This window comes from Rhodoferax bucti (assembly GCF_005876985.1).
Lineage (GTDB): Bacteria > Pseudomonadota > Gammaproteobacteria > Burkholderiales > Burkholderiaceae_C > Allorhodoferax > Allorhodoferax bucti.
On sequence record NZ_VAHD01000001.1, the window covers coordinates 269,581 to 282,180 of the forward strand.

At 63.4% G+C, this 12,600-nt stretch carries 12 protein-coding genes, 1 other RNA gene and 1 pseudogene; 4 read left to right on the forward strand and 10 right to left on the reverse strand.

Annotated features, from left to right (window positions below):
- Nucleotides 1-21: 21 nt before the first annotated feature.
- Both FDM28_RS01275 and FDM28_RS01280 read left to right on the forward strand, forming a co-directional pair.
- Nucleotides 22-921, forward strand: a pseudogene (locus FDM28_RS01275) (MBL fold metallo-hydrolase); the annotation flags it as partial.
- Nucleotides 918-2,006, forward strand: coding sequence for an RNA pseudouridine synthase (locus FDM28_RS01280; RefSeq protein ID WP_240791865.1), 1,089 nt, complete (start codon nucleotides 918-920; stop codon nucleotides 2,004-2,006). The pseudogene FDM28_RS01275 and the gene FDM28_RS01280, both read left to right, overlap by 4 nt.
- A 9-nt stretch (nucleotides 2,007-2,015) precedes the next feature.
- Here FDM28_RS01280 and FDM28_RS01285 read toward each other — a convergent pair whose 3' ends face one another.
- Nucleotides 2,016-2,444 carry a CBS domain-containing protein gene (locus FDM28_RS01285; protein ID WP_138512263.1) on the reverse strand — a complete coding sequence of 143 codons (429 nt, stop codon included), beginning with the start codon at nucleotides 2,442-2,444 and terminating at the stop codon, nucleotides 2,016-2,018.
- A gap of 48 nt (nucleotides 2,445-2,492) precedes the next feature.
- Nucleotides 2,493-2,837: RNase P RNA component class A (rnpB, locus tag FDM28_RS01290), an RNA gene on the reverse strand.
- Nucleotides 2,838-2,954: 117 nt separating this feature from the next.
- Here rnpB and cysK point away from each other — a divergent pair.
- Nucleotides 2,955-3,872, forward strand: a complete 918-nt coding sequence (gene cysK / locus FDM28_RS01295) for a cysteine synthase A (RefSeq protein ID WP_138512265.1) — start codon at nucleotides 2,955-2,957, stop codon at nucleotides 3,870-3,872.
- A 45-nt stretch (nucleotides 3,873-3,917) separates the two neighbouring features.
- The gene (locus tag FDM28_RS01300; RefSeq protein ID WP_138512267.1) at nucleotides 3,918-5,738 is read left to right on the forward strand and encodes an NAD(P)/FAD-dependent oxidoreductase; all 1,821 of its coding nucleotides are present in this window, start codon (nucleotides 3,918-3,920) and stop codon (nucleotides 5,736-5,738) included.
- A 16-nt stretch (nucleotides 5,739-5,754) separates the two neighbouring features.
- Here FDM28_RS01300 and FDM28_RS01305 read toward each other — a convergent pair whose 3' ends face one another.
- The 8 genes from FDM28_RS01305 to FDM28_RS01340 all read right to left on the reverse strand — a co-directional run bounded on the left by FDM28_RS01305 (nucleotide 5,755) and on the right by FDM28_RS01340 (nucleotide 12,599).
- Nucleotides 5,755-6,432: a hypothetical protein gene (locus tag FDM28_RS01305; protein WP_138512269.1), complete on the reverse strand. Its 678-nt coding sequence runs from the start codon at nucleotides 6,430-6,432 to the stop codon at nucleotides 5,755-5,757.
- Nucleotides 6,433-6,434: 2 nt separating this feature from the next.
- The gene (locus FDM28_RS01310; protein ID WP_138512271.1) at nucleotides 6,435-7,064 is read right to left on the reverse strand and encodes a LysE family transporter; all 630 of its coding nucleotides are present in this window, start codon (nucleotides 7,062-7,064) and stop codon (nucleotides 6,435-6,437) included.
- A gap of 117 nt (nucleotides 7,065-7,181) precedes the next feature.
- On the reverse strand, nucleotides 7,182-8,063 hold the full coding sequence (gene htpX / locus FDM28_RS01315) for a protease HtpX (RefSeq protein WP_138512273.1): 882 nt from the start codon (nucleotides 8,061-8,063) through the stop codon (nucleotides 7,182-7,184).
- A 108-nt stretch (nucleotides 8,064-8,171) separates the two neighbouring features.
- Entirely contained in the window at nucleotides 8,172-8,927 is a 756-nt protein-coding gene (locus tag FDM28_RS01320) for a DUF3025 domain-containing protein (protein WP_138512275.1), read from the reverse strand.
- Nucleotides 8,912-9,958 carry a dihydroorotase gene (pyrC, locus tag FDM28_RS01325; RefSeq protein ID WP_138512277.1) on the reverse strand — a complete coding sequence of 349 codons (1,047 nt, stop codon included), beginning with the start codon at nucleotides 9,956-9,958 and terminating at the stop codon, nucleotides 8,912-8,914. Before pyrC ends, FDM28_RS01320 begins: the two co-directional genes overlap by 16 nt.
- Nucleotides 9,959-10,012: 54 nt before the next feature.
- Entirely contained in the window at nucleotides 10,013-10,927 is a 915-nt protein-coding gene (locus FDM28_RS01330; protein WP_138512278.1) for an amino acid ABC transporter substrate-binding protein, read from the reverse strand.
- A gap of 107 nt (nucleotides 10,928-11,034) precedes the next feature.
- Nucleotides 11,035-12,012, reverse strand: a complete 978-nt coding sequence (locus FDM28_RS01335; protein ID WP_138512280.1) for a LysR substrate-binding domain-containing protein — start codon at nucleotides 12,010-12,012, stop codon at nucleotides 11,035-11,037.
- 29 nt (nucleotides 12,013-12,041) lie between these two features.
- On the reverse strand, nucleotides 12,042-12,599 hold the full coding sequence (locus tag FDM28_RS01340; protein ID WP_240791866.1) for a hemerythrin domain-containing protein: 558 nt from the start codon (nucleotides 12,597-12,599) through the stop codon (nucleotides 12,042-12,044).
- Nucleotide 12,600: the final 1 nt, after the last annotated feature.

Genomic DNA, 12,600 nt, shown 5'->3' on the forward strand with positions numbered 1-12,600 from the left:
GCCGCCTCGCTCATTGATGCCTGGCAAACCGACAGACCCGTCCCCCTGATGCGCCATGTGCTGCGCCTCACCGCCCCCAACCCCGGCGTGATGACAGGCCCCGGCACCAACAGCTACCTGGTGGGCGAACCCGCCACGGGCTACACCGTCATCGACCCCGGCCCCGCCGACGCCGACCACCTGCAGCGCCTGTGGCAGGCGGCTGCGTTTGAAGACGGCAGTGGCGGCAACATCCTCCGCATTGTGTGCACCCATTCGCACCCGGACCATTCGCCCGGCGCTGCACCGCTACAGGCCCTCTGCCAAGGCGGCCCGCCGATTCTGGGCTTGCCCTCAGCGCCCACCGCACGCGCCGCCAGCGCGTTCACCCCGGACCGACCGCTATCAAATCAGGAGCTGCTGGCGCATATGCTGCCTGCGCCAGATGTCGAAAACGCACTCCAACCTGTGCACACCCTGCAGGTGATTTACACCCCCGGCCATGCGGCCAACCACGTGTGCCTGCTGCTGGAAGAAGACGGTCTGCTCTTCAGCGGCGACCACATCTTGAACGGCAGCACCACGGTCATCGACCCACCGGACGGCAACATGCGGGACTATCTGGATTCGCTGGACGCACTGGCCGCTGCCTGCAGCGACTACCAGGTGCAATACATCCTGCCCGCCCACGGCCATGTGATTGACGGCGCGAACGAGGCCATTACCAAGCTCAAAGCGCACCGCCTGGCGCGCGAAGCCAAAATTGCTACTGTCATGCAAGCCAACCCCCAAGGGGGCTTGGATGACTGGCTGCCCCTGGCCTACGACGACGTGGACCCGCGCATTTGGCCCGTGGCCAAACGCTCCCTGCTGGCCCATGTAGAACGCATTTACGCCTTGGACAATCCGGGCAAACCCAAAAACCAAGAAGGCCAAGCATGAGCACATCCCCCACCAAGCCTCCGCGCCCGACGCTCACCAAGCCTATCAAACCCGCGCGCGCACCGGCACCCGCAAGAGCCCCGGCCTCTGCGCCTCTGCCGCAGCGGCCGGCTGGCGGGACCCGCACACCATCGCCCTCCCGCGCGCCTTCCGCAGTGCGAGGGCCTGGAGCCGCCTACCGCCCCAGCGCTCCCGGCGCAGCCCCTACTCCCGCGCCATCCACCAAGAAGCCGCGCTTGCGCAAACCACGCAAAGAGCCGGTTGCAGAGGCTCCCGCCGTCGCCCCCAGCTCGGGAGGCGAGCGCCTGTCCAAAAAGGTGATGCAACTCAAAGACTGTTCCCGCAAAGAAGCCGAGCAATACATTGAAGGCGGCTGGGTGCAGGTCAATGGTGTGGTGGTGGAAGAGCCCCAGCACCGGGTGAACTTTGAGTCCATCACCCTGGACCCCAACGCCAGCCTGATGGAACTCACGCCGGTGACCCTGCTGCTGAACAAACCGGCCGGCCACACCGACGGACTGGAGGAACTGCCACCTGCCCGCGCCGGAGCCCCGGCACGCCCTGGCGCCCCCGGACGCAAAGCTCCCCCGGCAAATGCCCGCGCGCTGCTGACCCCCGCCAACCATTGGGAAGGTGACCCGACTGACACCCGCGTGCTCAAGCGCCACTTCAATCACCTCGAAGCCGATGTGGAGCTGGAAAACGGCGCCACCGGCCTGGTGGTCTTCACCCAGGACTGGCGCACCACCCGCAAGCTCACCGAAGACATGTCCACCATGGAGCATGAGTTTCTGGTCGAGGTGAAGGGGGAAGTGGAGCCTGATGCCCTCAAGCCCATCGCCTACGCGCTCAAAGACGAGCGCCTGGATCTGCCGCAGGTGAAGGTGAGTGTGAACAGCACCACGCCCGAGTCCAGCCGCTTGCGCTTCGCCATCAAGGGCTCACACCCCGGGCTGATTGCCTTTTTGTGCGAAAAAGCCGGGCTGCAGATTCTGGCGATGAAGCGGATCCGCCTGGGCCGCGTCGCCTTGTCCGACCTGCCGGTCGGGCAATGGAGGTATCTGGCGGGGTGGGAAAAGTTCTGAACCCGCGGCTCAGCTGGTGATGTAGGTCTGGAGCTGGCTGATCGTTTGCTCGTGGTCTTTGATGATGTCGTCCATCAAATCACGGATCGAGATCATGCCCAGCACCTTGGCACCGTCCACCACCGGCAAGTGGCGGATTTTCTTTTGGCTCATCAAGGCCATGCAGTCCTGAGTATTGGCTTTGGGGCCCACCGTGAGCACCTGGGAGGTCATGATGTCTTTGACCTTGGTGTCTTTGGAGGAGAGGCCTGCCAAGGCAATCTTGCGGGTGTAGTCGCGCTCGGAGAACACACCGATCAGCTTGCCACCCTCCATCACCATGAGGGCGCCGACGTTGCATTCGGCCAGCATTTCCAGCGCTTGGTAGACGCTGTCTTCCGGGTTCAGGCTCCAGACCGAGCCCCCGTGTTTTTCCAACAGTTCAAGAATCGGTCGCATGGCTTCATCTCCCAATGACTGTGAAGACCCAACCATACAACAAATAAAGTGTGAAGCCCACCGATAAGCCGGATTCTGTGCATGGGGTTTCCCCCACGTGACCACCATTACTCTGGGCCGCTGGTCACCCAAACGGCTCGATGCTACCTACCCGCCAACTCCGGGGGCCCCGTCAACGTTGGCCTACTTGGTATTGCTGCGCGTAGAGATTGCCCGTTTCACCCGAACTAAATCGGCTCGTCTCTGTTGCTCTAATCCTCACCTTAGGGCCATGCACTTGCGTGCACAGCTTGTCAGTGGACAGTCGTTAACTGCTACGCTGCCCTATGCAGTCCGGACGTTCCTCCAGTGCTTGGTTTCCCAAATTGCACCAGCGGTGGTCTGGCGGGCTTCACCCCCAGATTATCGCGCTTGCAGGGGGTGGAATATCGATATGCACAAACTGTCGCTAGCGATTCACCACTTTGCTTCAGAATAATCAAGTTCTTACCCCTCTTTCGGAGACACACCATGGCATTCGACAACGTCCTGCAAACCATCGGCAACACGCCCCACATCCGCATCAACAAGCTGTTCGGCAACAGCCACAAGGTGTACGTGAAGAGCGAACGCACCAACCCCGGCGGCTCCATCAAGGACCGCATTGCACTGGCCATGATCGAAGACGCGGAACGCAGCGGCGCGCTGCAGCCCGGCGCCACCATCATCGAGCCCACCTCGGGCAACACCGGCGTGGGCCTGGCCCTGGTCGCCGCGGTGAAGGGCTACAAGCTGATCCTGGTCATGCCCGACAGCATGTCCATTGAGCGCCGCCGCCTGATGTTGGCCTACGGCGCCAGCTTCGACCTGACCCCGCGCGAAAAAGGCATGAAAGGCGCCATCGCCCGCGCCGAAGAACTCAAGGCCCAAACCCCCGGCGCCTGGATTCCCCAGCAGTTTGAAAACCCCGCCAACATCGATGTGCATGTGCGCACCACCGCCCTCGAAATCGCCAACGACTTCCCCCAAGGCGTGGACTACATCATCACCGGCGTGGGCACCGGCGGGCACCTGAGCGGCGTGGCGCAAGTGCTCAAGGCCAAATGGCCACAACTCAAGGTGTTTGCGGTAGAGCCCTCAGCCTCGCCCGTGATCAGCGGCGGAGCGCCCTCGCCCCACCCCATCCAAGGCATTGGCGCCGGCTTCATCCCCAAGAACCTGAAAACCGATTTGCTGGATGGCGTGATTCAGGTGGAAGCCGAAGCGGCGCGTGAGTACGGCCGCCGTAGCGCGCGTGAGGAAGGTTTGCTGGTCGGCATCTCCAGCGGCGCCACGCTAGCGGCCATTGCCCAGAAGCTGCCCGAGATTCCCGCAGGCAGCACCGTGCTGGGCTTCAACTACGACACCGGCGAGCGCTACCTGTCGGTCGAAGGCTACCTGCCCGCGTAAGCCAGACACGTAAAATCATGGCTTGCTTGATAACCACGAGCCGCCATGATCCGCATCACCGAACTCAAACTCCCTCTCTCTGCCCTGCCCGTCGAAGAGCGCCGCGCTTCTGACGCACCTTCGGAAACCGAGGCCGACCGCGCGCCGGTGGCCCATCCGGTAGAGGCACTGAAGCGCTTGTGCGCACAGGCTTTGGGCATCGACGTCCACGCCATCGCGGACCTGCAGGTTTTCAAGCGCAGCTTTGATGCCCGCAAAGTAGATTTGCTGGCGGTGTACATCGCAGACATCACCTTGACTGACGCCTCGCTGGAAAGCCGCCTGTTGGCCCAGCACGCCGACCACCCGCATATCGGGCCCACACCCGATATGGCCTACCGCTTTGTCGCGCAGGCCCCTGCCGATTTGCAGGAACGCCCGGTGGTGGTGGGCTTTGGCCCTTGCGGCATGTTTGCGGCGCTGGTGCTGGCGCAGATGGGCTTCAAGCCCATCGTGCTGGAGCGCGGCAAAACGGTGCGCCAGCGCACCAAAGACACCTGGGGCCTGTGGCGCAAAAAGAACCTGAATCCCGAGAGCAACGTGCAGTTCGGCGAAGGCGGTGCCGGCACCTTCTCAGACGGCAAGCTGTACAGCCAGATCAAAGACCCGCGCTTTCTGGGCCGCAAGGTCATGCACGAGTTTGTGCAGCATGGCGCACCCTCGGAGATCTTGTACGAGGCGCACCCGCACATCGGCACCTTCAAACTGGTGAAGGTGGTGGAAGGTATCCGCGAGCAAATCATCGCGCTGGGCGGCGAGATCCGTTTTGAGCAGCGTGTCACGGACGTGGTGCTGGGCAAATCGCTATCAAATCAGGAGCTACCCGCGCAATCCATACGGGCGCTAGAGGTCGAAAACCTTATGAATGGAAGCCGCTACCAGCTACCGGCGAGCCACGTGATCATGGCGCTGGGCCACAGCTCGCGCGACACCTTTGCCATGCTCTACGAGCGTGGCGTGGCCATGCATGCCAAGCCGTTTTCGGTGGGTTTCCGCATCGAGCACCCGCAAAGCGTGATCGACCGTGCCCGCTGGGGTCGCCATGCGGGGCACCCGCTCTTGGGTGCGGCAGACTACAAACTAGTGCACCACGCGGCCAACGGGCGGGCGGTGTACAGCTTCTGCATGTGCCCGGGCGGCACGGTGGTGGCGGCCACCAGCGAGCCGGGGCGCGTAGTCACCAACGGCATGAGCCAGTACTCCCGCGCCGAGCGCAATGCCAACGCCGGCATGGTGGTGGGCATTGACCCACCCGACTACCCAGACGACCAAGCAGCAATGGTTCACGCCTTCGGCGAAGCGCAAGGCAAGCGCTATGCGGCAGAGGCCACCGCCATGAAGGCCCAAGACCCGAAAGCAGCACACCCCCTATCCGGCATTGCCCTGCAACGGCAACTGGAAAGCGGCGCCTACACCTTGGGTGGCAGCACCTACGAAGCACCCGGCCAGTTGGTAGGTGACTTCATTGCGGCCAAGCCCTCGAGCGAATTCGGCAGCGTCACGCCGTCGTACAAGCCGGGCGTGAAACTGGGCGACCTGGCCCCTGCCCTGCCCGCCTATGCGATTGACGCCATGCGCGAAGCGCTGCCGGTGTTCGGCCGCAAGATCAAGGGCTTTGACATGGCGGACGCGGTGCTCACGGGCGTGGAGACCCGCACCTCCAGCCCCATCAAAATCCCGCGCGGCGAAGACCTGCAGTGCACCAATGTGCGCGGCCTGTATCCGGCGGGCGAAGGCGCTTCTTACGCCGGCGGCATTCTGTCGGCGGGCGTGGACGGCATCAAAGTGGCCGAGGCGCTGGCGCTGGACATGCTCCAGCCACGTTAACCCCCGCCTTCACGGCTTAACGGAACACCTGGAACAAGGTCACGGCCTCGGGCTGCAGCGTTTGCAGCAGCCAGCCCACCAGGCCCGCCGCGATCACTAGGGCCAATCCGGCCACGCCTGTTTTGCGCAGCATCACTTCCCAATAGTCGTCCAGGCTACGGGGCGCCAACACCCGGCGGGCGATGACGGCACCGATCACAAACTCCAGCACCACTTCTGCCAGAAAGCCGGCCAAGGCTTCAGTCGCCAAGAGCGGGAAGTAACCCAGCGCCAGCAAAGCGAATGCAGCCAAGGCCAGCAGCATCACCACTGTGATCAAGGCGCTGAGGGGATCATCACCCCCCCAGCCGGCGCCAAAGTCCAGCCACTCGCCCCATCGGAAACGCTTGCGAATGCGCTCTTCCTGCTCGGAATACGCCAAAGCATCGGCAGCATCCGCGTGCTGCAACTCCGCACGCGCCGCCTCGCGCGATTGGTTCCACCAGCGGGCGTAGACCCAGCCGCCCGCCACAAACCCGATGAAATAAATCGCCCCGGCACCCACGGCGTAGCGCAAGGCCAGCGAATGCACGCCCGCAACATGGAGCAGCGCAGCCGATGTTGCCAAGCCCACCGTAACGGCCCACGCCATCAACAACCAGCCGTGCAAGCGCAGGATGCCGCGGCTACCCGCCGCCAAACGGGCGAGCGACATGCTCAGGCCGCCCGCTTGAACAGGGCCAACAACGTCCCCGCAGCCACAAACAGGGCGCCGAACACCCGGTTCATGGCCTTGAGGTGGGACTCAGACTTGAGTGCCCGCAGCACCTTGGCCGCCAGCGCGGTGTAACCGCCCATGACGACCAGATCGGTAAAGCCCAGGGTGGCGGCGATGATCAGGTACTGCGGCGCCAGCGGCTGTGCCAGGTTCAGGAACTGGGGCACCACCGCCAGCAGGAACACCGTGCCCTTGGGATTGAGCGCATTGATCACCCAGGCCCGGACCATCATGGTGCGCACCGGCACTTGCACCTCAGCCTCCGTGAGGGTGGCCAAAGGCACCGCCGGTGCACGCCACTGCTGAATGCCCAGCCACACCAGGTAAGCCACCCCAGCCCACTTGATGACCAGAAACGCCGTGCCGCTGGCGGCCACCACCGCACCCAGCCCCACACCCACCACCACAATCTGGGTCCAGATGCCCAACACCAAACCCAGCGTCGTGATGTAGCCGCGCTGAAAGCCGTGGTTCAGCCCGGCGCTCATGGCGGCCACCGCGCCTGCCCCCGGCGAAATGCTGATAGCCCAGGAAGCAGCGAAGAAGGCGAGCCAAGTAGAGAGTTCCATACAACAAGGGGCAAAAAAACAAAGTGTGTTTGTAGCACGCCGCAAAAGCAAAACCCCTTGGCGCGGGTAGCGGCAAGGGGTTGGCGGAAGGCCTGGCATGCCAGGCTGCTGCCGGGTTTATTGGCCGCTGTTGGCCTGCAACGCAGCGATGCGCTCTTCGATGGGCGGGTGCGTAGAAAACAGCTGGCCAATGCCACCGGCTATGCCCATGGCAGCCACGCTCTTGGGCAACTCACCGGGCGTCATGCCGCCCAGGCGGGCCAAGGCATTCATCATGGGCTGCTTGCGGCCCATCAGCTGGGCAGCGCCCGCATCCGCGCGAAACTCGCGCTGGCGGCTAAACCAGGCCACGACCATGGCGGCCGCAAAACCCAGCACGATGTCGAGCACGATGGTGGTCACGTAGTAGCCGATGCCGGGGCCGCTGCTTTCGCGGTCGTCGCCCTTGCGCAAAAAGCTGTCCACGGCATAGCCGACCACGCGGCTGATAAACACCACAAAGGTATTCATCACACCTTGGATCAGAGTCATGGTGACCATGTCGCCGTTGGCGATGTGGGCTACTTCGTGGCCGATCACCGCCTCAATTTCGTCACGGGTCATGCCGCGCAGCAAGCCGGTGGACACAGCCACCAAGGCGCTGTTCTTGAAGGCGCCAGTGGCAAACGCGTTGGGCTCGCCCTCAAAAATACCGACTTCGGGCATGCCGATGCCGGCCTTGTCGGCGAACTTGCGCACGGTGTCCACAATCCAGGCCTCGTCGGCGTTCTGGGGCTGCTCAATCACCTGCACGCCCGACGTCCACTTCGCCATGGGCTTGCTGATCAGCAGGGAGATGATGGCGCCGCCAAAGCCCATGATGAGCGCAAAGCCCAGCAAGGCGCCCAGGTTCAGGCCGTTGGAGGTCAAAAACTTGTTCACGCCCAGCAGGCTGGCGACGATGCCCAGCACGGCCACCACAAGCACGTTGGTCAATACAAACAGAAGAATGCGTTTCATAGTTGTCTCTCAGAAATACGCCCGTTCCGGGCCATCAAGGCGAATGGTAGGGGCGCAGGGGGCGAATTCAAGCACTTGCCGGCTTGAGCCCATGAAGTTTATGGCCTTTCAACCGGGGCCCACGGGCTGCCGCGGCGCCCGGAACACGCTGGCATCGGCATAAAACGCGGGCGCCTCGTTCTCCGGCCACCAGCCGGGCACGCCCAGCACCGGCAAATGGGCAAAGGGCTTGGCCGCCAGCATGGGCGCGCTCAGGGTGTCCGCCAGCCACGCATCCATGTCCGCTATCGAATTCGTAGCTGCTTGCGCACGGAATACGTGCGCTGTGATCGGTTTTCGTGGGGAAACCAGCTTCTCCAGCAGGGCATGGCCAAACAGCACCAGCGTGGCCTCGTGCCACAACGGGCGCAGGGGGCCGAACAGGGCCTGCCAGTCCTTGGCGGCCAGCGCATCCCACAAGGCATCAGGCGCCATGAGCAGGGCGGCGTTTTCGTCAAACACCGTCAGCGCATCCCGCGCCGGGCCACGCACCGGCTGAATGCCGGTCTGGGCGATTTGCTCAGCCTGCAGCCGGTTGAGCTTTTTCTTGGCCAGCGGAAAGTGCATCCAGCACAAGCCGTTGAAAAAGTCATGCAAACCATCCCGCGTGGGCACGCAGCCCGTATCAAAAATATGCTGCTCGTAGGCGGCGCCAACAGGCAGCTCAGCTTGGGGAATGAAGTGCACAGGCGCCATATCCGCTGCATTCAGGGCCTGCGCCACCGTGTGCCCGGCCTCCACCTGCGCGGCCAGCCCCTGCCCCACACCGCGCCAGGGCGCGAGCCAGGGCGCGGACCAGTCGATGGCCTCTAGACCAAACGCCACTGCAGTGCTTCGCCCGCGGCCAGGGGTTTAAGGCTGGCTTCGCCGAAGGCAAAGCTCTCGGGCGGCACCCAGCTTTCGCGCTGCAGGGTGATGGTGCCGGTGTTGCGCGGCAGGCCGTAGAAGTCCGCACCGTGGAAGCTGGCAAAGCCTTCAAGCTTGTCCAAAGCACCTGCGGCATCGAAGGCCTGGGCGTACAGCTCCATGGCGGCGTGCGCTGTGTAGCAACCTGCACAGCCGGAGGCGTGCTCCTTGAGGTGGGTGGCGTGGGGCGCGCTGTCGGTGCCCAAGAAGAACTTGGCACTGCCACCCGTGGCCGCCTGCACCAGGGCCTGGCGGTGGGTTTCGCGCTTCAAAACCGGCAGGCAGTAATAGTGCGGGCGGATGCCGCCGGTGAAGATGGCGTTGCGGTTGTAGAGCAGGTGGTGGGCGGTGATGCTGGCTGCGGTGAAGCGGTCGGCATCCAACACGTACTGCGCGGCTTCTTGGGTGGTGATGTGCTCAAACACGATCTTCAGCTCGGGAAAGTCGCGACGCAACGGAATCAACTGCTGGTCGATGAACACGGCTTCGCGGTCGAACAAATCGATATCGCTGCTGGTCACCTCGCCGTGCACCAGCAGCAGCAAGCCGGCTTTTTGCATCGCTTCCAGCGTCTTATAGGTCTTGAACAAGTCGGTCACACCGGCGTCGCTGTTGGTGGTGGCGCCTGCGGGGTAGAGCTTGGCAGCGACCACACCGGCGTCCTTGGCGCGGGCAATTTCATCGGCGGGCAGGTTGTCGGTCAAGTACAGCGTCATCAGCGGCTCAAACTGCACGCCCACGGGCACGGCGGCCTGGATGCGTGCCTTGTAAGCCAGCGCCTGCTCGGCAGTAGTCACCGGCGGCTTGAGGTTGGGCATGATGATGGCGCGGCCGAACTGGGCGGCGGTGTGCGGCACCACGGTGTGCAGGGCAGCGCCGTCGCGCACATGCAGGTGCCAGTCGTCCGGGCGGGTGATCGTGAGTGTCTGGGGGGTAGCGGTGGAGGTCATGGGCCCTATTGTCCCAAAACCGCCACGCCCCTCTTGCGCGGGGCCCGGCCGCTGTCAGAAGGGCACAAAATCGCTGGGATATTTCCAGAAATCGCGCAACAGGTAGCTCACCAGCAGGTTCAGCGCCTTGTCGTTGGGCGGAATCGGCTTGAGAAACCACTTGTCGTAAATCGGCTGAATCTCTTTGCTCACGATGAGGCGGCGCATTTCCTCATCGACCAGCTTTTTGAATTCCGCATCGTCCTTGGACAGCATGATGGCCAAGGGTTCGGTGGTCAGGAACTTGCCCACCACCTTCAAGGCCTCGGGCTTGGCACGGTTGGCGGCCAGGCCGAACAGCAGCACGTCGTCCATCACAAACGCGTCGGCCTCGCTTTTTTCCACCATGTCCACCGCCCTGGCGTGGTCAGGCGCTTCCAGAATGGTGATGTGCAGCAGGCGCTCGCGGTTGGCTTGCTCGGCCGCCTTGAGCGGGGTGGTGCCCTTAGTGGACACCAGCTTCTTGCCGTCCAGGTCCTCAAAGCGCTCGATCTTGCCGTCCGCACGCACCAGCATGCGCGCGCCGGTGATGAAGTGGGGAATGGTGAAGGCCACCTTCTGCCGGCGCTCGGCATTGTTGGTGATGGAGCCGCACTCCAGATCGGCCTTGCCTTCGGCCACCATGGCAATGCGGTTGGCCGGCGTGACCTGCAAAAACTCGACCGCCATGTTTTTAGCACCGGTCTTTTTGCGCACCGCGTCGGCCAACTTCAGGCACAGATCGACGGCATAACCCACCGGTTTTTTGTCAGCGTCCAAGTAAGAGAAAGGAATGGACGATTCACGGTGCGCAATCACCAGCTTGCCGCCCGCACTCACTCGGTCCAACACACCGGCCGCGTGCGTGGCTCCTGTGGCACAGAGCAGCACGCCGGCTGCCAGCGATAAAAAAGCCACACGGCGAGGTGTGGCGGCACATGAGTGGTTCATAAGGTCTCCAACGACGGGACTTGTTTCAAGGCTTCACTCTAGCGAGCCCTGTGCGTGCATTCCAATGCCAAATCAGGGCAACGGTATGCAAAAACCTTATGCAACAACTATGCCGTGGCGGCACTCTGGGGCTGCAAGTAGTCCCACAGCGCCTGGGCCGAACCTTTGGGGGTGCGGGTCTGTGCCCGCTGCGCCGCGCTCAAGCCCCGGCCCGCCTCGCGCACTGCCAGGCGCTCCCGGTAGGCACGGATTTCCATGGTGATTTGCAGCCCCTTCATGTGCTGCGGCAAAGCACTCACGAGCTTCTTGGCCCGCAAATCTTTCTTGACCGCGCTGTAGGGCAAAAAGGCCACGCCATGGCCTTCAAGCGCCATGGCTTTGAGGCCTTCGGCCATATCGGTTTCGTACACCCGGTCGAAATGGATGGGCACTTCGGCTTGCTTCAGGATCAACTCCACCATCTGGCCCAGGTACGCCCCGGGGGCATAGCCAAGGTAAGGCAGCGGTTGGCCCAGTTTGCCGGGCAGGCAAAACAAGGGGTTGCCATCGGCGTCAGGCTTGGAATAGGGCGCAATCACCTCCTCGCCCAAGCTCACCATTTCATAGCGGTCCGCGTCCAGCTGGTAAGGCTGGGAGGGGTGGTGGTAAGCAATCAGCAGGTCGCAGCTGCCTTCCACCAGGCGCATCACCGCGTCGTGCACATTGAGGGCAATGAGGCGACTCTTGAGCGGGCCGAACTTCTCACGCAGCTCAGACACCCACGCAGGAAAAAAGGTAAACGCCAGCGTGTGCGGCACTGCGAACTCCACCACGTCTTGCGCGGCGGTGGTGTGCCCCCGCAGCATGGCGCGCGTGCTTTGCAAGGCCTGCAGCACTTCCAGCGACTGGTCGTACAGCGTCTCGCCGGCGGGTGTGAGGCGCGTGGGGTAGCTGCTGCGGTCTACGAGGTCGGTGCCGGCCCACGCTTCCAAGGACTGGATGCGCCGCGAGAACGCGGGCTGGGTCACGTGGCGCAATTGCGCGGAGCGGCTGAAACTGCGGGTTTCAGCCAGAGACACGAAGTCTTCAAGCCATTTGGTTTCCATGGGCGCGCATTATGCGCGGAATGCATGGTTTATGCAGATGGTGCGATTGACCTGACACCGCGGCGGGCCATCATGTCCTCGGCCATGGCCTGTACGGCAGCACCGGGCAACAAGGCCTGGGCGGCAGGGTAAGCCAGGCCCTCTTCGTGCACGATGTGCTGGCCATAGAGGGCGGCGAACGCATCCAGCACCTGCGTCTGCTGGGGGCTCAGGGTCAGGGTGCCGCTGGTGTCCTCGGCAATGGTTTGCAACACGGTGCGGGCCTGCGCCCAGCCGGTTTCCATGGCGCGGTGGTCTTGCATGAGCTGTTGCACCACGCTGCGCAGGGCAGCATCCGCACCCAGCATCAAGGGGGGAAACACGTGCAGCTCTTCGTCCTGGTGGTGCAAGGGCGCGGCCACGTCAAAGTAGCGCAGCACATCGCGGGCGGCCTGGCGGGCGTTGTCGTCGCAGCCCACGTCGTGCAGGTGTTGCTGCAGGCGTGCCATCAGGGCCAGGGTGCGCTGCACGCGCTCGTGGCAGGCCTGCAGCATCTCAAACGGAGCCTCAAAGCCAGCCTGCGGTGCGGGGTGTGCCAGCAGGGCCATA

Coding starts and splice junctions, on each gene's coding strand:
- FDM28_RS01280 (WP_240791865.1), top strand. CDS start 918: ATGAGCACATCCCCCACCAAGCCTCCGCGCCCGACGCTCACCAAGCCT.
- FDM28_RS01285 (WP_138512263.1), bottom strand. CDS start 2,444: ATGCGACCGATTCTTGAACTGTTGGAAAAACACGGGGGCTCGGTCTGG.
- cysK (WP_138512265.1), top strand. CDS start 2,955: ATGGCATTCGACAACGTCCTGCAAACCATCGGCAACACGCCCCACATC.
- FDM28_RS01300 (WP_138512267.1), top strand. CDS start 3,918: ATGATCCGCATCACCGAACTCAAACTCCCTCTCTCTGCCCTGCCCGTC.
- FDM28_RS01305 (WP_138512269.1), bottom strand. CDS start 6,432: ATGTCGCTCGCCCGTTTGGCGGCGGGTAGCCGCGGCATCCTGCGCTTG.
- FDM28_RS01310 (WP_138512271.1), bottom strand. CDS start 7,064: ATGGAACTCTCTACTTGGCTCGCCTTCTTCGCTGCTTCCTGGGCTATC.
- htpX (WP_138512273.1), bottom strand. CDS start 8,063: ATGAAACGCATTCTTCTGTTTGTATTGACCAACGTGCTTGTGGTGGCC.
- pyrC (WP_138512277.1), bottom strand. CDS start 9,958: ATGACCTCCACCGCTACCCCCCAGACACTCACGATCACCCGCCCGGAC.
- FDM28_RS01330 (WP_138512278.1), bottom strand. CDS start 10,927: ATGAACCACTCATGTGCCGCCACACCTCGCCGTGTGGCTTTTTTATCG.
- FDM28_RS01335 (WP_138512280.1), bottom strand. CDS start 12,012: ATGGAAACCAAATGGCTTGAAGACTTCGTGTCTCTGGCTGAAACCCGC.
- FDM28_RS01340 (WP_240791866.1), bottom strand. CDS start 12,599: ATGGCCCTGCTGGCACACCCCGCACCGCAGGCTGGCTTTGAGGCTCCG.